The sequence below is a fragment of the Vannielia litorea genome (genome assembly GCF_019801175.1).
Classification (GTDB): domain Bacteria; phylum Pseudomonadota; class Alphaproteobacteria; order Rhodobacterales; family Rhodobacteraceae; genus Vannielia; species Vannielia litorea_B.
The window spans coordinates 341,964-359,558 of record NZ_JAHVJR010000002.1; the positions used below are offsets into that span (position 1 = coordinate 341,964).

Below are 17,595 nucleotides of genomic sequence, written 5' to 3' on the forward strand. Positions count from 1 at the left end.
TTCAGCCAAAAGGCGAAAGGCACCGTGAAGATAGAACAGACCCCCCTGCCCGGCGTGATGCTGATTACCCCGCCGCGTTTTGGCGACCATCGCGGCTACTTCGCCGAGACGTACTCGCTGCCCAAGCTGGCGGAGGCGGGAGTCGACACGGTTTTCGTGCAGGACAATCACTCGCTGTCGCGGGTGACGCCCACGTTGCGCGGGTTGCACTTTCAGGCCCCGCCGCGCGCGCAGGACAAGCTGGTGCGGTGCGGGCGTGGCGCGCTTTTCGACGTGGCAGTCGATATTCGCAGGGGCAGCCCGACCTACGGCCAGTGGTTCGGCGCCGAGTTGACCGAGGAAAACGGGGCGCAACTGCTGGTGCCCGCGGGCTTTGCCCATGGCTTCGTGACCCGGGTGCCGGATACCGAGATCGTCTACAAATGCTCCGACACCTACGCGCCCGAGACCGAGGGCGCGCTCCTGTGGAACGACCCCGACATCGGGATCGACTGGGGATTGGAGGGCGCGGAGCCGGTGCTTTCGGAGAAAGACGCTGCGGCCAGCCGCCTCGCGGGTTTTGACAGCCCGTTCACTTGGGAGGGCAGCGCATGAAGCTGCTAGTGACGGGCGGTGCCGGGTTTATCGGCTCGGCTGTCGTGCGGCAGGCGATTGCGGCGGGGCATGAGGTGGTGAACCTCGACGCGCTGACCTACGCCGCCTGCCTCGACAACGTGGCCAGCGTGGCCGATGCGCCGGGCTATGCCTTTGAACATGTCGACATCCGCGACCGCGCGGCGCTCGACCGGGTGCTCGCGCAGCACAAGCCGGACGCGATCATGCACCTTGCCGCCGAAAGCCATGTGGACCGTTCCATCGACGGGCCTGCGACCTTTATCGAGACCAACGTGATCGGCACCTTCCAGCTGCTCGAGGCCGCGCGGGCCTTTTGGCAGGCGCAAGGCCAGCCCGAGGGCTTCCGGTTTCATCACGTGAGCACCGATGAGGTTTTTGGCTCGCTGGGGGCGGAGGGGCAGTTTACCGAGACCACGCCCTACGACCCGCGCAGCCCCTATTCGGCCTCCAAGGCGAGTTCCGACCATCTCGTGCGGGCCTGGCACGAAACCTATGGTCTGCCGGTGGTCATGACCAATTGTTCCAACAATTACGGGCCTTTCCACTTTCCGGAAAAACTGGTGCCGGTGGTGATTCTGAACGCGCTGGAGGGCAAGCCGATCCCGGTTTACGGGCGCGGTGAGAACGTGCGGGACTGGCTCTTTGTCGAAGACCACGCCGATGCGCTGCTGACGGTGATCCAGCGCGGCGCAGTCGGGCGGAGCTACAACATTGGCGGCGAGAACGAGGCCCGCAACATCGACCTCGTTCGGATAATCTGCCGCCTGCTTGATGAGGCCCGGCCCGCCGACCGCCCGCGCGAAGAGCTGATCACCTTCGTCACCGACCGTCCGGGGCATGACATGCGCTATGCGATCGACCCGAGCCGGATTGCCAGCGAGCTGGGCTGGCGCCCGAGCGTGACGCTGGAGGAGGGCCTGCGCCGGACGGTGGCGTGGTACTTGGAGAACACGGGCTGGTGGCAGGCCCTGCGCGACCGCGCGGGCGTGGGCCAGCGGCTGGGCCTTTCGGCCTGAGGAGAGCGATATGACCGACCGCAAGGGCATCATCCTCGCCGGGGGCACCGGCTCACGGCTCTATCCCATCACCATGGGCGTCTCGAAACAGCTGCTGCCGATCTACGACAAGCCGATGATCTACTACCCGATCTCGGTGCTGATGCTGGCGGGTATCCGTGACATCGCGGTGATTACCACACCGGAAGATTCTGACCAGTTTCAACGACTTCTGGGGGATGGCAGCCAATGGGGCCTGCGGTTTTCCTATATCGAGCAACCATCGCCCGACGGGCTGGCGCAGGCGTTTATCCTCGCCGAGGAGTTCCTTGCAGGCGCGCCTTCGGCGCTGGTGCTGGGCGACAACATCTTCTTTGGCCACGGCCTGCCGGAGATGCTCGCGGAGGCCGGAGCCAAAGACGATGGCGGGACCGTCTTTGGCTATCGCGTGGCCGATCCGGAGCGCTATGGCGTGGTCGATTTCGACGGCGAAGGCCGGGTGCGCGCGCTGATCGAGAAGCCGCCGGTGCCGCCCTCGAACTACGCGGTCACCGGGCTCTACTTTGTCGACGGCAGCGCGCCGGAGCGGGCACGGCAGGTGAAACCCTCGGCGCGGGGTGAGCTTGAGATCACCACGCTGCTGGAGAGCTATCTTGCCGATGGAAAGCTCGACGTGAAGACGATGGGCCGGGGCTACGCCTGGCTCGATACCGGCACCCACGGCAGCCTGCTGGATGCGGGTAACTTCGTGCGAACGTTGGAAAAACGGCAGGGGCTGCAGACCGGCTCGCTGGAGGAGATCGCCTACAGCAAGCGGTGGATCAGCCGCGAGGCGCTGGTTGAACGGGCGAAACTCTTCGCGAAAAACGACTACGGTGCCTACCTGCTGAACCTGCTCAACTGATCGTTTTCGAGGCGCTTGGCTGATTCGTTGGGCGGAAGCGTTAAAAGCGCTTTGAAGGATTCGGGCCAGAACCTGCCGAAGTGACCCAAGGGAACCTCGGAAGGGTGCGCGAGAAGGTGCCGATTGCCCCCTTCACCCCGGATTTCACTCACTTTTCCCCTTTGAGGCGAGCGACCGGCTGAGTAGAAGTAATCGACTCTTTACTGCTTCCTGTCAGGCTCGGGGAAGGAGCCATCTGGAGACGGCGGGCAAGGGTCGATGCGGGGGCGTTCCACGCGCTTTCGTAGGTTTCGCAGAGTTGCATGGCGTTCTCCCGCTGCGGGGGTTTGCTTGGTTGGAATGATTTTGGGGCTGGTCATGCTGCAATTGACGCCAGAATGGCGAAAAAGCGCATCTGGATACACGAGCAATCAGGAGTCGCAGCCCGTCACCGTGCTGATGGCCGTGCATCAGGGCGCCTCGCATCTGGAAGAGCAACTCGACAGCCTAACCGCCCAAGAGCACGAGCATTGGCAACTGGTCGTCAGCATCGATGGCGAGGACGACGGCTGCGCGAAGATCATCGAGAACCACGCGGCGAGCAACCGGATCAGCCAGATCAGCGGGCCGGGCAAGGGCGCAGCGGCGAACTTTCTGCACCTGATGCGGCAGGTGGACCCGGGCAACTACTGGGCCTTTTCCGATCAGGATGACTTCTGGCTGCCGCACAAACTCTCCCGCGCGATCGAGCGGCTGGAGGAGGTCTCGTGGAACACGCCGGCGATGTATCACAGCCGCTGCCTGATCACCGACGACTCGCTCGATAATCACCGGATCTCGCCCGCCCGTCCCAAGCCGCCGAGCTTTGCCAATGCGCTGGTGCAGAACATCGCGGGCGGCAACACCATCGTGCTGAACCCGGCGGCGAGCCGATTGGTCCACGCCGCGGCTCAAGACGTGGACGATGTGACCGTGCATGATTGGTGGCTCTATCAGCTCATCACCGGTGCGGGCGGCGTGGTGGTGCATGATGATGCACCGAGCCTGCTCTATCGCCAGCACGGCGCCAACCTGATCGGCGCGAATGACGGCATGCGCGCCCGCGCGCGGCGTCTGCGCATGGTGATGGATGGCACCTACAAGGGCTGGATGGAAACCAACCTGAAGGCGCTGAAGACCTGCGCGCCCTACTTCACCCCCGAAAACCGGCGCCTTTTGCGCCGGGTGATGGCGGCCCGCCGCCAACCGCTGGCGGTGCGGATGAAGATGCTGCGCGAGGCAGGCATTCACCGTCAGACCCAGTTTGCGAATTCGATCATGTGGGTCTCGGTGGCACTCGGCCGGCTCTGAGAGGCCGGTTAACTCCCCGAAGTCAGCACAGTGGGCGCGACCGTTTCAGGCCGCGCCTTCTGCTATGGGTTCCGGCAAAGCGCTGATGGCCGGGGCGGGCAGACGGTTGTCATACCCGAACTCCTTGAGAAGCGCTGTGTTGTGATGCTCGAAAACCGCCTCGATCCAGGCTTGGCGCTCGGGCGTGCGCCCGGCGTCAGGCGTGCTCGGGGCGTGGAGCGCCTCTTTCACCCGTTCGACGATGCGGCGGCCGGGCGATTCGCCAGCGGTGATCATCGCGGCGATGCGGTCACAATCCTCGGTGCGCAACGAGGGGTTGGTGAGGTGGCGCGGCACCTCCCAGCCGACCTCCGCCCCTGCGAGGAAGGGCTCTACGGTGGCGCGGATTGCCCGGTGGCTGGCGAGGGTGAAGCGAGCAGCTGGTAAGGCCTGCCGCCAAGCGCGGAGCCAGCCGCGCGGGTTCATCTGGCGGCTGCGGGCCACGGCGAAGCGCTCGAAACTCTTGCCGCCATAGGCGGCGCCTGCTGCGATGAAGGTGCGGAAATGCTGCTTCATCACCTGCGAGTAATCGCCAAAGACGATCTCGCTGAAGGGGCGGATGAAGGCCACGATCTCGACTTCGGCACCGAGGGTGGTGACGGCCCGGGCAAAGGGCTGGGCGGCGGCGCCTTGAGAGATGAGATCCTCATAGGAGAGCACCAGCCGGTCATGCGGGCCAAAGAGTGCGGCAAGCCGGGCGGCGTTGGCGGCTTCGATCCCCTCGGCATTGCCCGGATGGTCAACCCCCTTGTGCGGATAGGCGATGCCCGCCGCCTTGAGCCGGGCCTGATTGCGCAGCAGCACCTGCTGTAGGTAGGTCGAGCCGCATTTGTGCATGCCAATGTGAAGCAGGAGTTTGCGGGTCATGCGGCGGAAGCCTCCGGTTTGAGAAGGGGGAAGAGCCCGGCAGAAAGCTCGTCGATCATCGCGTCGAGCGGCAGGCCGAGCGGCGTGAGGTCAAGCTGGCGCTGGTGTTCGGGCACGGGCCCGGCGGCCCATGCCTGCGAGAGCGCGGCGGCGAGCGCCTCGGGCGCGGGCTCGGCGGAGAGGATGGCGGGCGAGAGGCGGCCAAGATCCTTGACGCCAAAGCGGTTGGTGACGACGCGCACCCCGGAGGCCGCCATCTCCAGCGGCGGGTGGCTCGGGTGGGGCGAGTACATCAGCGAGAGGGCCAGATCGACACCGAGGAGAAAGTCGGGATACTCCGCCCAAGGCAGCTTGCCGAGGCTCTCCAGTCGGACGCCGGTGGAGAAGGCGACCGGCTCGTGCCGGAGGCCGACCGAGACGAGGGAGATGTCATTGGGGCCGAGACCTTCGGCGGTGAGGAAGCCTTCGAGCGCTTCGATTGCCATCGGGAACATGTTGCGCTCCACCTCGGGCCGCCCGTAGAGCGCCAGCCGCCGGGGGCCGTTCCGGGGCAGACGGGTGCCGCGGGCATAGCGCTCGACCTCGATGGAGGGGCGGAAGGCGAGGGCATCGGGGGCGCAGAGGCCAAGATGGGCGAAGTGATCGCGCAGCAGGGTGGTGTTGAAAACCGGCAGATAATCCATCGTGTAGGAGGCCGCGGCATCGGCGCAGGTGGTGCCCCATGCATAGAAGTTGGGCTCGAAATCCTGAATCAGGTAGAGGAACTGCGGATTCAGGAACGGGTGCCTGCGGGTGAGTGTTTGAGCGACATGGGCGGTCCACCATGCGGTGGCGAGGTACACATCGCCGACGTGTTGGGCGATGACTGGTCCGTCTGGCCCGTTACTGTCACCCGTCAGCCCGCAGTGGAGGCTGATGCGCTGCATGGCCTGTGACCCGGCCTGCCCGGCACGGTCCTCGACGAAGGCGCGGGAGGCGGCGGGGTTGGCCATCGGCAGGTCTGTGGCGATCATCCGGACGCGGTGGCCACGGGCGGCGAGGCCGATGCCGATGTCAATCGCGGTGGCGATGCCCGCAAACGCCTCGGTCGGGTTGAGCGTGGGGACGAGCAGCGCAAGGGCCGGTTCCGGTGCGGTGAACTTGGGCGTCCACGAGGGGGTTTTTCGGGTATCGACGAAGGCGGCGGAGGGCTTGGGCTGCGCATGGGGCTTGGGCTGTGGCTGCGGATGCTGAACGTCAGGCGTGGGAAGGCGCACCACGTTGCCCGCCGGGTCGATCTCGGGCGGGGCGATGCCGGGCGAGAGGGTGAAGAGGCGGGTGTCGAACCGGGAGAGCGCGCCGAGCAGACCCTCGGTGAGCGCCTCGCGGAGGGACCACAGCAACCGGCCCGCCGCGATGGTGAACTGCGAGGCGGCAATGCTGGCCAATTCGCCGCGGAAGTGGAGCGCCAGCCGCAGGCTGTCGGTCAGATGCGGCAGGCCGAGGCCGCGCCGCCGGAGATAGGGGCGGAGGTCGTGGGTTGCGGGTTTGTCGGGGGCGAGGCGGCCTGAGATCACCGCTTCTGACACGCGGGCCTGCACGCAGCGGGCGAGATACCGTGCCAGCGCGTAGCTGGTGGCCCTTTGCCTTAGCCAGATCCGAAGCGCCGGGCGGCGGAACTGCCAGAGCCGCAGGCGACGGGCCCCGCCGATGGCCCCGACGGCATTGGCGCCGTGCTGGCGATAGTCGACCAGCGGCTCCTCGATCAGCGCCACGCGCCCGGTGGCTGTGGCAAGGAGCGCGAGCCAGAGATCATGGTAAAAATGCACACCGGACTGGCCGGGAAAGGGCAGGGAGAGTTCGGCCAGCTCGCGCCGGAACAGGGTGGTCATGCCGGTGACAGTGTTGCGGTAGAGCAGGTCACGCAGGGAGGGCGCGCGCATCCGCCGTTCCAGCGCGAAGACCGAAGGGTGCAGCTCGGCCCCCTCTGCATCGACGACACGCGCATCGGAATGAATGAGCTGAATTTCCGGATCCTCCAGCAAGGCGGCGCCGCGCGCCAGCCGCTCGGGGTGCCAGATGTCATCCTGATCGGAGAGGGCGATGAGGCTGTCGGGCGCGCTGTGTTCGACCGCGGCGGCCAAGCCGGCGGCGAAGGCCCGCGGCGCATCGAGGCCGCGTTCCGGCAGCACGAGATGGCAGGCGAGCCCGTGCCGCGCGGCGACTTCTTCCACCAACGGCCCCGAGGTCAAATCGGCGATCACAGCCACGATCTGCGCGGGCCGCAGGCTCTGCCCGGCGATGCTGGCCAGTTGGGCTTCGAGCTGCGCCGGGTCAGGCCGGAACGCGGCGAGCACCACGGTGGCGGACTTCCTCAGTTGTGAAGATTGCCCTGTTCCCAGATCGGAAGTGCTGGGGTATTCGGACACCGCCCCTTTCGGGACAGAAAGAGGCGCTTGAGGGAGCGGTGGAAGACCGCGAAGCGGCGGTGAATTGTGGACATTCGGTGCGGGGTGGCACGTTTTCGTCATTTATACGCCCTACGTTGGTCATTCGGCCCGTGGATGGATGGGCCCGGTCTGTGGTGCGTCGGCACTGCGATGGGCGGATAATGGATAGGAATGGTTTAAAATGTGTCAGCTTTGCTATCAGGTCGCGAAAGATGTTTCGATCTCACCGCTGTTCGGCATTTTCCAAGGCGAAGCGGCGACGCGACATTTCATCAACGATGTGCCCGATGCGGATGTGACGGAAGGCTCCACCGACGCGCCTGACAGCGCGGACCCGAGCTACTCCATCGACCTCGGCGACACATTCGAGGGCGAAATCACCTTCGGCGACAGCGACTACATCGCAATCTACCTCGAGGCAGGTGAGTCGATCGTACTCTCGGCCTACGGGACCAACGGCAATAACGTCGGCCTATCGGATTCGGTGATCCACCTGTACGGCTCCGACGGGACCACCGAGCTTGCCTACAACGATGCGGCCAACGAGTCGCTCGGACTGTATCACTCGCAGGTCGAGTACACCGTCACCAGCAGCGGGACCTACTACATCGAAGTCAGAGGCTTTGGCGGCGATACCGGCGACTACATTCTGCGCACCTCGACCAACGAGTTTGACGTGGACGATGTCGTCAGCCAGCTGACCGAGTTTGGCTGGGGCTACTCCACGGCCATCGGGCACGACGAAGACACCGGCGATATTATGACGGTATTTCTCAATGACCTGAACGCCGATGGCCGCCAGCTTGCAGAGTGGGCGCTGGAGCAATGGTCGATCGTCACTGGCATCACCTTTACCGAGACCGTTTTCAGCGGTTCTGCGGATATCGTCTTCGATGACAGCCAGGAAGGCGCCTTTGCCGGTCCGCAGACTTGGAGCGATTACAACAGTGGAGAGATCAGCCAGGCTCTCGTCAATGTTGGTACGGGCTCTGAATTGCCGCCGGGGGCGTATGACTGGCTTGCGGTCAACGGCACCACAATCGACAGTTACTCGTTCCAAACCTACCTTCACGAGATCGGCCATGCGCTGGGCCTCGTGCACTCCGGCAACTACGACGGGTTCGCGACCTACGGCGTCGACAACCATTTTATCAATGACACCACCCAGATGACGGTGATGTCTTACTTCGGCGCCGATGAGGCGGGGCTGGGCGACTATGTCACCATTGCCACGCCGATGATCGCTGATGTGGCGGCCATGTGGGTGCTCTACGGCGAGCCGACCACACCAGTCTACGCCGGCAACACCACTTGGTTTGGAAATTCCAACGTCGGCGGGACCATGGGGACGGTCTTCGGTTACATCTTTGATGGCGACACCTGGGATACCGATATCTACCAAGGCGGCGACCTCGGGATGACGGTGGTCGACACTGATGGCATCGACACTTGGGATCTGTCCAGTGTTGTGGTCGCTCAGGTTATCAACCTGATGGAAGGCGGGGTCAGCGATATTGGCGGGGTTGTCGGCAACATCGTCGTTTCGCTCGGCACGATCATCGAAAACGTGATCGGTGGTTCCGGGAATGACGACATTTACGGGAACGATGCCGACAACGACATTGAGGGCGGCGGCGGCAGCGACTGGTACTACGAGAGCCTCGGCAACGATACCTTTGATGGCGGCACCGGCTCCGACCGTGTGATCTACACTATCGACACCAGCGGCATCTCGGTGACCGACATGGGCGGCGGCACGCTTCAGGTGACCTCCAGCCTCGGCACCGACACCTACAGCAGCGTCGAGTTCTATGAGTTCACCGACGGGATCCTGACGGAGGCAGAAGTTCTGGCGCTGGCAGGTGGGCCGATCGAGGGTGACGAGGACCCGAACACTCTGAATGGCACCGAGGATGATGATGAAATCTACGGGTTTGCGGGGAACGATACGATCAATGGATTGGGCGGGAAGGACACGATCTGGGGTGGCGCAGACGATGACACAATCGATGGCGGTGGTGGCTCCGATACCATCTACGGCGAGTCCGGCGACGATGAGATAACTGCCCAAGGAGGTGCCGACGAAGTCTATGGCGGTGATGGTGAAGACCGGATTCTTGGTGGCGGCGGTGCAGACGACCTGAACGGTGACGGAGAGAACGACACCGTCAACGGCCAGGGCGGCGACGATGTGATCCGGGGGGGAGAGGGTTACGACACCTTGATCGGCGGGGATGGTGACGACGAGATTTACGGGGAAGCCGGAATTGACAAGATCTTCGGCGGCACTGGCGCTGACATCATCAATGGCGGTGGCGGGTCTGACAAGATTTACGGCCAAGACGGCGCTGACGACATCCGGGCCGAGGGTGGCGCAGACACGATCTTTGGCGGCGCCGGCAATGACAAAATCGTCGGAGGCAGTGGTAAAGACAAAATCTACGGGGACGCTGACAACGATCTTCTGAATGGCCAAGGCGGTGACGATAGAATCTTTGGCGGCACCGGTAATGACACCTTGATCGGCGGTGATGGCGCCGATGAGTTGCTAGGTGAAGACGGCATCGACAAGATCTTCGGTGGCAATGGAGCCGACATCATCAATGGCGGCGGAGGCTCAGACAAAATTTATGGGCAGGGCGATGACGATCAGATCGTCGCTGAAGGCGGCGCCGATACGGTTTTCGGTGGCGCAGGTCACGACATCATCGAAGGCGGCACCGGCAAGGACAAGCTGTTCGGCGAGGATGGCGATGACATTCTCGATGGCGAAGGGGGTAACGACAAGCTGGATGGCGGTCAGGGCGATGATATCCTGTCTGGCGGCAGCGGGGCGGATGAGTTTATCTTCACCGACTACAGCGCCATCGATACGGACAACATTCTCGACTTCCACTCCCCCGAAGGCGATTTCATGACGCTTGGGGGCGTGGCCGGTGCGACGGATGTGGACAAGTTCAACAGCCTCACCATTTCTCAGTCCGGTTTTGACACCGAGATCACATGGGCGGGTGGTCAGACGGTGGTTCTGCTCGACTACACTGCGACGGATCTGACGATCAGCGACTTCAATTTCGTCTAAGCGGCGAACGTTAAGGCACGGCCGGTTGGCGCGAACAGCGCCTGCCAGTCAGGTGTTGTTGATGATGTTGCGGTGGTTGCGGTGGAGAAACACGAGGCCCAGCGCCATGGGCACCGCGCCGAAGGCGATGACATAGCCCGCAGAGGCGTAGCTTGCATCATAGGTGGCGTAGACGCCGGAGCGCACGATGCCGACGCAATGCACCAGCGGGTTGTACCAAAGCCACTCCTGATAGGGGTGGGGGATGTCATCGTAGATGAAGAAGATACAGGACACGATGAAGAGCGGGCGGTTGAGGATTGCCCATGTCCGCTCCCATGAGGGGTAGGTCGCCAGCAGGTAGCAGTTGAGCGTGCCAACCCCGAGTGCCACCCAAAGCGCGAGGAACATGCCGAGGGCCATGGCGGGCACATCGAGGATGACGCTGACATCGAAGGCGATGATGATGCCGGTCAGAAGGATCATGAAGGCGAGGATCTCTGTCACAGCGTTGAGCATGAACCGCGCGATGATCGCGTCGATGAAGGTGACTGCCGGGTAGATGATGAGCTGCCGTGAAAACCGGACCGACTGGGCGACCTTGTTGCTCACGCTCATGTAGGCAAGGAACGGCAGCAGCCCTGAAGCATAGAACAAAGGAAAGTTGGTGCCGATCGAAGGCGAGCGGAAGCCGATGGAAAAGATGATCGACATCAGTGCGATCCCCGCCACCGGCTCGAGCACCGCCCAGACGTAGCCTGCCGCATTGCGGCCGTAAGTCGTGGACATTTCGCGGATGAAGAGCGCCGCGATGGTCCGCCCTGTCCGGAACCGGGCAGGTTTGGCCAGCGGCAGCTCCGGGATGGGCACGCTCTGGGCATCTGCTGAGCTGGGGATCGTCACAACTGGCGCAACCTGTCGGGGTTTGTTACGTCTAAATCGCACAGCCTAAGGACGAAGGGCAACAGATTGGACGAGAATCCGAGTAACGAGTCCGCAAACCCCGAGGCCCAAGGCAAGGCCGACCCGCAGAAGGCACGCGGGGGAGGTGCAGGCAAGGGGCGCAACGCGCAGGGTGGTGGACCCCGGGCGAAGGCGGCTCAGTCCCCGAAAAAGCTGGCAGGCGCTGGACAGGGCGGGAAGGCAGGGGCGTTCGCGCCCGAGGCGGCCGACTCCTACGTTCCGGCAAAACCTGCGCGCGCAGCACGGCCAAAGCGCCGGCACTGGGGCCTGCTGGTTACGTTCCTGTTTCTGGTCGGTGCCCCTGTCGGCGTGACGGCCTGGTATCTCTTCACCGTTGCGGAAGACCAATACGCCAGCAATCTAGGCTTCTCGGTGCGCAAGGAAGACATCGGCAGTGCGGTGGAGATCCTTGGCGGGATCACCGACCTCACAGGCGGGTCCTCGACCAACGATACCGACATTCTGTTCGAGTATATCCAGAGCCCCAACATGGTGCGGGCGGTGATGCGGGATGTGGACCTTGTTGCGGCCTACACGCGGCCGACTGACCCGGTGTTCTCGCTGGGGGATGACACGCGGATCGAGGCGGTTTCGGACTATTGGGGGCGGATGGTCAATGTGTACTTCGACCGGTCCAGCCACCTGATCGAGATCCGGGTGAAGGCCTTCACTCCGGAGGATGCGCTGAACATTGCCGAGGCGATCCGCAAGGAGAGCAACCGCACGATCAACGAGCTCTCGGCCATCGCGCGCGAGGATGCAACGCGCTATGCCCGCGCGGAGCTGGACCGCTCTCTGGAGCGGCTCAAGCAGGCCCGCGCGGCGCTGACCGACTTCAGGACGCGCAACCAGATCGTCGACCCGGCGGCGGATATTCAAGGCCGGATGGGGCTGCTCAACACGTTGCAGGCGGAGCTGGCCAATGCGCTCATCGACCTGGACCTGCTGCGCCAGAACAGCCGGGAGGATGACCCGCGGATCGTGCAGGCGGAGCGACGAGTGGAGGTGATCCGGGTGCGGATCAGCGAGGAGCGGGCCCGGTTCAGCGAGGATGGCGACGCCAGCCAGGAGCAGGAGGCCTACTCGCAGCTCATCAGCCAATATGAGGCGCTGGCGGTCGATCAGAAGTTCGCCGAAGAATCCTACGTGGCCACGCTGGCTGCCTATGACGCGGCGATTGCCGAGGCGCAGCGACAGTCGCGCTACCTTGCGACTTATATCGAGCCTTCCGCCGCCGAGACGCCGCTGTTCCCGCGCCGCTGGACGACCCTGCTCACGCTCTTTGGCGCGCTGGCCACGGCATGGACGGTGCTGACGATGATCTACTACTCGCTGCGCGACCGGCGCTGACTGCTGCCGCCCGTGCCGGACCCATTGCGATGATCGAGCTTTGCAACCTCACCAAGTCCTACAGCGTGAAGGGCACGCGCAAGATCGTGGCCGACAACCTGAATGTCACCTTTCCGGCGCGCACCGCGGTTGCGATCTTGGGGCGGAACGGGGCGGGCAAATCGAGCCTGTTGCGGATGATTTCGGGCGCGATGGAGCCGGATTGGGGCGAGGTGAAAATTCGCGGTACGGTTTCGTGGCCAGTGGGGTTTGCGGGCAGTTTCCACCCCGAGTTGACAGGCCTTCAGAACGTGCGGTTCATCGGGCGCGTCTACGGGGTGGATACCGATGAGCTGGTGGAATTCGTCGAGGATTTTGCCGAGCTGGGCGCGCATTTTCGGATGCCGGTGCGGACCTATTCCAGCGGGATGCGCTCGCGGCTGGCCTTTGGCGCCTCGATGGGCGTGCATTTTGACACCTACCTGATCGACGAGATCACGGCGGTGGGGGATGCCTCGTTCAAAGCGAAATCGGAGGCGGTGATCCGGGCGCGGCTGGAGAAATCGGGGGCGATCTTTGTCAGCCACGCCCTGCCGCAGGTCAAACGGCTGTGCAGCCAGGGGGCGGTGCTGGAGGAAGGGCAGCTGCACTATTACACCGATGTGGAAGACGCGATTGCCCACCACATGCGGCTGATGAAGACGGACCGCAACGAGTAGGCGCAAGCGGCGCGGCCCGGCTCAGAGGAAGGTGAAATCTGCGAGGGTGAGATCGGTCAGATCGACGTTCTCGAGAATGATCGTGTGGCCGGAATAGGTGAGCACCACGTCATCGCCCAGCTGGGTCGGGGTAAGGGCGGCGAGGCGGCCAGCCAGTGAGCTGCCGGAGATGCCCGCGAGCTGGAGCATGTCGCCGCCTAGGCAGTCGAAATCTGTGATCACATCGGTCTCGCCAGCAGTGAATGCGGCGAAGACAAAGGTGTCGGCGTCGGCGCCGCCGGTCATCACATCATCGTCGGTGCCACCATTGATGCGGTCAGAACCGGTGCCGCCTTCCAACGTGTCATTGCCTGCGCCGCCATTGAGCTGGTCGGCTCCGCTGCCACCCCAGACGTGATCATGCCCGTCTCCGGCGCCGACTACGTCATTGCCGCCGCCGCCGCGGATTTCGTCGGAGCCTGCGCCGCCGCCGATGTTGTCATCGCCAGCGTTACCATAGATCAGATCGGTGCCCGGGCCGCCCGCGATATGGTCGTGCCCGTTTCCGCCATAGATAGTGTCGTTTCCATAGGTGGCGGAGAGCTGGTCGTTGCCATCGCCGCCGGAGAGGTAATCGTCCCCCGGGCCGCCGCCGAGGTGGTCATTGCCGTCATCGCCATAGAGCAGATCGTTGCCATTGCCGCCGCCGAGCGCATCGTTGCCCGCGCCGCCATGCGCCTCGTCATCACCGTCGGAGGCCGCGATGTTGTCGTCCCCGGCGCCACCTTCGATGTAATCGTTGCCGCCCCGGCCCAGCAGCGAGTCGTGACCCTCTCCGCCGATCAGGATGTCGTCGCCCTCCAGCCCGTCGAGCCAGTCGTTGCCATCGCCGCCTTCGAGCCGGTTGGCGAGGGCATCGCCGGTGAGGCTGTCGGCCAGCGCGCAGCCGATCAGGTTTTCGATGTCGTAGAACAGGCTCTCCGCCGCCGCGCCCGCGTTCTGGCTGGAGTCGGAGAGGTTGATGGTGACCGCCGTACCAGAGCCTGCAAAGCTCACGGTGTCTGTGCCTGACCCGCCCCAGAACCTGTCTGTTCCGCCGCCGGAGATCATCAGGTCGTCGCCGCCGCCTGCGTGCATGTCGTCATCGCCATCGGTGCCGTTGAGCACATCATCCTCGACCGTGCCGATCAGGTCGGCGCCTGTCTCTTCACCGGCCTCCTCCAGCGGGGCGCGGACCACCTCGTAGTTGCTGGAGAAGGTGAAGGTGATGTTGTCGAAGTCGGCGAAGGTCAGCGGCTGGCCGTCGGCGGAGAAGATTTCGAGGCTTTCGGTGCCGTAGTTGATCCGCAGGGCGCCGTTGTGCCACTCGTAGACATCGAGCCAGGCGGTGCCGTAGCACATGGTCCAATCGGAGAGGTCGACGGTGTCGATGCCGATCTCGAAGTCCATGATCCGGTCGCGCTCGAGGTCGCCGCCGATGATGACGAAGGCATCGGCTCCGGCCTCGCCATAGAGCCTGTCCCTCCCGAGGCCGTCGACGATTATGTCATCGCCCGCGCCGCCATAGGTGTAGAGGGTGCCAAGTGCGTCGAGTACGATCAGGTCGTCCGCCGCAGTGCCGTGGTGGCCGCTGGCGGTGGCGAAGTCGAGCGGGCCGAGGTCGGTGACATCGAGGGTGTATTGCACCGCGCCGGGCGCACCCTCGGTGGTGACGAAGAGGTCGAGCTGGGCGCCGGAGAGGTGGGTGCCGATGGCAGAAATCCTGTCGAGCCCGCTCTCCAGATCGCCCTCGATCACCTGAAACGGGACGAGGTGGCCATCCGGCAGAAGGGTATAGACCGTGAGCCCGCCATCACTGCCGCCGGCAATGACCAGGGTGCGCCCGCCGCCAAGCTCGACGATCTCCAGCGCGGAGACGCCGTCAAGGCGCGTATCGAGACTATCGACGACATGTTCGGCAGGGGCCATGAGGCCGCCGGGCTGCACCTCGACCACGCTGAGCGAGCTGGAGTCGGAGGCGGCGATGATGGCGTAAGTGGTGCCGTTGATCTCGGCGCTGTCCATCGCGGTCACGGTTTGCACGGGCAGGCTCTCGTCACGGCCGAAACTGTCGACCTCGGTGAGGGTGCCGTTGGCGTTGATCCGGTAGCTGCTGACACCGTCTTCGCTGGACGAGCCAGCCAGCAGGTAGGGGGTGCCGTCCACCGTGACCATCGTCATGGCGGATACATTGGCGGCGTAGTGGCTGTAGGCATCGGGCTGGCTCTCGACAAGGGTGAGTGTGTTGCCGGAATCGGTGACGGCATAGACGGCCACGCCCGCGCCGTTCTGGGGCGCGACGAAGAGATAATCGGTTCCGCCGACGCTGGCGCAGATGAGCGTTGCGGCATTGGCCTGGCTCTTGATGGTGGAGAGGAAGGCCCGCTCGGAGCTGGTGTCTCCGGCGGCCAGCTCTGCCAGCATCGCCTCGATCACGCTGCTAGCGAGGCTGACGCTCTGGCCGAAGAGGGTGAAGCTGATGCGCCCGCCGAGGGCCGAGCTGCTGCCGGTGCTCGCCAGCCCCGCGCCGGTGGCGTCGTAGCTCACGACCGCGTCGTTGCCGTGGTCGATGAAGGTGACGCCGGTGGATGTGCTGGCGAGTGTGCCCAGCATCACGGGAAAGGGGCTGCCGTCTCCGGGAAGAAGGCCCACGAACTGAAATGCCGCCATGATTGCTCACCTGAAAAGCTGCGATGGCGGATTTCTGGCGGCTGCCACGGGCGGGAGCCGGGGCGCGATTGTGGCTGAACGGCGCATCTTGCGAACAAGCTGCTTAAAATGATGGTAAAAATCTGAGTGATTCCAAGGGCCCTTGGCCTCGGGTGGCGGGAGGGTGCCGCTGCGCAAGGACCGCAGCATCTTGGTTGACCTGACTGCGCCTGCCCCTCTATTTTGTGCCCAAGGTGCGGCGCAAAGACCGCGTCGAACGGGCGCAAGGGACAGCGGCGTGAAGATTCTCCGGCCATTGATCGTGATGTTGCTTCTGGCGGCCTGTTCGCTTCCGCGGGGTGCCGCGATTTCGAACGAGGTGCTGAAGGAGCAGAATGCGGAGAACCCGCAGATCGCGGTGTACCCGGTGACCCGCGCCCTGCTGCCCCGCTTTGCCTCCTGGCCCTATACCGGCAGCGGCATCCGCTCGGACGGTTGGCTGCGTGGCTCCGGGCGCACCGGCGAGCCGCATATCAAGCCCTTCGACCGGGTCGACCTGATCATCTGGGATTCAGAGGACAACTCGCTCATCACCCCGACTGGGGCCAAGCTGGTTGAACTGCGCAACCTCCGGGTCAATCAGAGCGGCCATATCTACGTGCCCTACCTTGGCGAGCAGCGCATTGCCGACAAGACGGCCGATGCCGCCCGCCGCCAGCTGGAAAGCCGGATGATCGAGATTGTCCCCTCGGCGCAGGTGCAGCTCACCGTGCTGCCCGGCACCGCAAGCGCTGTTTCACTGGTGGGCGGGGTCAACGCGCCGGGCACCGTGGCGCTGCCCGATGGCGGCTTTACTGTGCTTGGCCTGATCGCCCAAGGCGGTGGTCCGCAGGCAGGGCTGCGCAACCCGCGTGTGCGGCTGATCCGCGGCGGCCACACCTATGCCACCTCGCTGCAGCGGCTCTATGACAACCCCTCGCTCGACACCACGCTGGTGGGCGGCGACAAGGTAATGCTGTTTGCCGATGATCGTTACTTCCGCGCGCTGGGCGCCAGCGGCACCGAGCAGCTGATCTACTTCGAGAAAGAGCATATTTCGGCTCTGGATGCGATGTCGCTGATCGGCGGGCTGGAAGATACGCGGGCCAACCCCAAGGGCGTGCTGATCCTGCGGCACTACAGCCCGCGCGCGGTGCGGGCGGACGGGGTGAAGGGGCCGCAGAACGTGCGGACGGTCTTCACCATTGACCTCACGCGGGCCGATGGCCTGTTCTCGGCCGAGAAGTTCGCGATCCACCCGCAGGACACGGTGCTCGTGACCGAAAGCCCGGTGACGAACGCGCGCACGATTTTCTCGCTGGTGGGCAGCGCGGTGGGTGTTGGCAATCAGCTGAGCAACTGACGGGAGCGGGCCGGCGCCGATGCGGCGCGAACGGCCCCGCCTGTCAGACGAAGCCCAGCCGCTCGATGGCCTGAAGCGCCAACTCGCGCGAATCGGAATTGCCGCGACGGACCCCGTCGTTCAGCAGGTGCAGTTTGGAGCTGAGACGTTTGTGCGATACTTCACACCGAATGAAATCAGCGACTTCGACGTCGCCGAGCGACAGGATGTGCTTGGCAACCGCTTGGACACTCTGGTCTGGCATGTGAATCCCCCGATGGCACATGAATCTCCCCG

At 64.3% G+C, this 17,595-nt stretch carries 13 protein-coding genes; 8 read left to right on the plus strand and 5 right to left on the minus strand.

All coding sequences use genetic code 11. From position 1 onward, the window contains the following. Positions 1-24: 24 nt before the first annotated feature. From rfbC to KUV38_RS17120, 4 genes are all read left to right on the plus strand, one after another. Positions 25-594, plus strand: coding sequence for a dTDP-4-dehydrorhamnose 3,5-epimerase (gene rfbC / locus KUV38_RS17105; protein ID WP_222471416.1), 570 nt, complete (start codon positions 25-27; stop codon positions 592-594). Continuing rightward, on the plus strand, positions 591-1,631 hold the full coding sequence (gene rfbB / locus KUV38_RS17110) for a dTDP-glucose 4,6-dehydratase (protein ID WP_222471417.1): 1,041 nt from the start codon (positions 591-593) through the stop codon (positions 1,629-1,631). Before rfbC ends, rfbB begins: the two co-directional genes overlap by 4 nt. A 10-nt stretch (positions 1,632-1,641) precedes the next feature. After that, a complete protein-coding gene (gene rfbA, locus KUV38_RS17115) occupies positions 1,642-2,514 on the plus strand; it encodes a glucose-1-phosphate thymidylyltransferase RfbA (RefSeq protein WP_222471418.1) in 873 nt (290 codons plus the stop codon). A 339-nt stretch (positions 2,515-2,853) separates the two neighbouring features. Beyond that, positions 2,854-3,843 (plus strand): glycosyltransferase, encoded by a 990-nt coding sequence (locus tag KUV38_RS17120; RefSeq protein ID WP_261385407.1) that lies wholly within the window; start codon positions 2,854-2,856, stop codon positions 3,841-3,843. Between the two features lie 45 nt (positions 3,844-3,888). On the opposite strand, the gene KUV38_RS17125 is transcribed toward KUV38_RS17120, so the two are convergent. Together KUV38_RS17125 and KUV38_RS17130 are read right to left on the minus strand one after the other, a co-directional pair. Continuing rightward, positions 3,889-4,749: a hypothetical protein gene (locus KUV38_RS17125; protein ID WP_222471419.1), complete on the minus strand. Its 861-nt coding sequence runs from the start codon at positions 4,747-4,749 to the stop codon at positions 3,889-3,891. Continuing rightward, entirely contained in the window at positions 4,746-7,088 is a 2,343-nt protein-coding gene (locus KUV38_RS17130; protein WP_315898654.1) for a glycosyltransferase, read from the minus strand. Before KUV38_RS17130 ends, KUV38_RS17125 begins: the two co-directional genes overlap by 4 nt. Before the next feature lie 271 nt (positions 7,089-7,359). Between KUV38_RS17130 and KUV38_RS17135 the strand changes: the two genes are divergently transcribed. Beyond that, a complete protein-coding gene (locus KUV38_RS17135; RefSeq protein ID WP_222471421.1) occupies positions 7,360-10,260 on the plus strand; it encodes a M10 family metallopeptidase C-terminal domain-containing protein in 2,901 nt (966 codons plus the stop codon). A 48-nt stretch (positions 10,261-10,308) separates the two neighbouring features. On the opposite strand, the gene KUV38_RS17140 is transcribed toward KUV38_RS17135, so the two are convergent. After that, positions 10,309-11,142 (minus strand): ABC transporter permease, encoded by an 834-nt coding sequence (locus KUV38_RS17140; RefSeq protein WP_315898655.1) that lies wholly within the window; start codon positions 11,140-11,142, stop codon positions 10,309-10,311. Positions 11,143-11,511: 369 nt separating this feature from the next. On the opposite strand from KUV38_RS17140, the gene KUV38_RS17145 reads away from it, so the two are divergent. Both KUV38_RS17145 and KUV38_RS17150 read left to right on the plus strand, forming a co-directional pair. Next, positions 11,512-12,552, plus strand: coding sequence for a sugar transporter (locus tag KUV38_RS17145; RefSeq protein WP_315898656.1), 1,041 nt, complete (start codon positions 11,512-11,514; stop codon positions 12,550-12,552). Positions 12,553-12,581: 29 nt separating this feature from the next. Next, positions 12,582-13,250: an ABC transporter ATP-binding protein gene (locus tag KUV38_RS17150; protein ID WP_222471655.1), complete on the plus strand. Its 669-nt coding sequence runs from the start codon at positions 12,582-12,584 to the stop codon at positions 13,248-13,250. A gap of 21 nt (positions 13,251-13,271) precedes the next feature. Here KUV38_RS17150 and KUV38_RS17155 read toward each other — a convergent pair whose 3' ends face one another. Then, positions 13,272-15,938 carry a calcium-binding protein gene (locus KUV38_RS17155; protein ID WP_222471422.1) on the minus strand — a complete coding sequence of 889 codons (2,667 nt, stop codon included), beginning with the start codon at positions 15,936-15,938 and terminating at the stop codon, positions 13,272-13,274. Between the two features lie 277 nt (positions 15,939-16,215). Between KUV38_RS17155 and KUV38_RS17160 the strand changes: the two genes are divergently transcribed. Next, positions 16,216-17,319: a polysaccharide biosynthesis/export family protein gene (locus KUV38_RS17160; protein ID WP_315898549.1), complete on the plus strand. Its 1,104-nt coding sequence runs from the start codon at positions 16,216-16,218 to the stop codon at positions 17,317-17,319. A gap of 43 nt (positions 17,320-17,362) precedes the next feature. Here the strand turns inward: KUV38_RS17160 and KUV38_RS17165 are convergent, their stop codons facing one another. Next, complete coding sequence (locus KUV38_RS17165; protein ID WP_222471423.1) at positions 17,363-17,563, minus strand: hypothetical protein; 201 nt, start codon at positions 17,561-17,563, stop codon at positions 17,363-17,365. Positions 17,564-17,595 lie beyond the last annotated feature (32 nt).